At 48.2% G+C, this 932-nt stretch carries 2 protein-coding genes; both read left to right on the top strand.

Annotated features, from left to right (window positions below; genetic code table 11):
* On the top strand, positions 1 to 496 hold a 496-nt coding region (locus ACFQEU_RS16725), incomplete at its 5' end, for a hypothetical protein (RefSeq protein WP_379783978.1).
* Between the two features lies 1 nt (position 497).
* Positions 498 to 932: cation-transporting P-type ATPase (locus tag ACFQEU_RS16720; RefSeq protein ID WP_379783976.1), on the top strand; the 435-nt coding region annotated here is incomplete at its 3' end.

The following is a 932-nucleotide window of genomic DNA, read 5'->3' as shown; positions in this document are numbered from 1 at the left end:
TGTTCAACACATGAACGACTTCATTGCGACGGCACTGAAAGCTGAACTGGCACAATCACAAGGAGGGCTGCTTGCGGCGGCCTTAAGTGCTGGCCATCACATCAATTATGCTTGCAGAGCCATGACAGATGTTCTAGAGCAACACAGAATTATTCAACGAGTTTCACCTGAAGCGCCTGAGCACCTGGCTCAATGGCAATCGCAAGTGGAACATTGGCTAGAGAACACAACAAGCTTAAGCAGCAACGATGCAAAAGACATGTTTAGTACAATTAAAATCGACTACCAAATATTGAAACAACATCTTATCCAGTCAGCCACCCAAGGCAAGCACTCCATTGATCTAACCGATGCAGCCTTAACTGAGGCAAGCTTTACACGTCGCTTCGCCGAACAATTAATTCAAGCCTCCGACGCATTGCAACAATTACTTCGGATTAAAGACGAAGATCAGGACAAGGCTCCTAGCCCCGACAAACTCGCCGAGCAGATATGATATGCCAGCCCCTCAGACAACTATCAGTCCATACGCGCTCAGTACGACGCAAGCACTAGCCCAGATTGCTAGTAGGGAAACAGGATTAGACGCAGCGGATGCACAACAAAGGCTCCAAGAATACGGCTTAAACCAACTACCAATGCGGGCTGAGAGAAGCGCCTGGAAGCGTTTTATTGCCCAATTTCACAATGTATTAATCTACGTGCTCTTTGCCAGTGCCTGCGCAAGTTTGCTACTCGGTCATCTCGTAGACGCCGGCGTTATTCTTGCCGTTATCGTGGTTAACGGCATCGTAGGTTTCGTTCAGGAAGGCAAAGCTGAACAAGCACTTCGCGCCATCATGTCTATGTCAAAAATTCGCTGCAATGTCATTCGAGCCAACAGCAACCTTAGCATCGACAGCACCCAACTGGTGCCGGGAGACATCATTTTT

The organism is Halorubrum tibetense (assembly GCF_042661865.1).
Lineage (GTDB): Archaea > Halobacteriota > Halobacteria > Halobacteriales > Haloferacaceae > Halorubrum > Halorubrum tibetense.
Note: the sequence above shows the minus strand (reverse complement) of the source record. Positions and strands in the feature narration are given on the sequence as shown.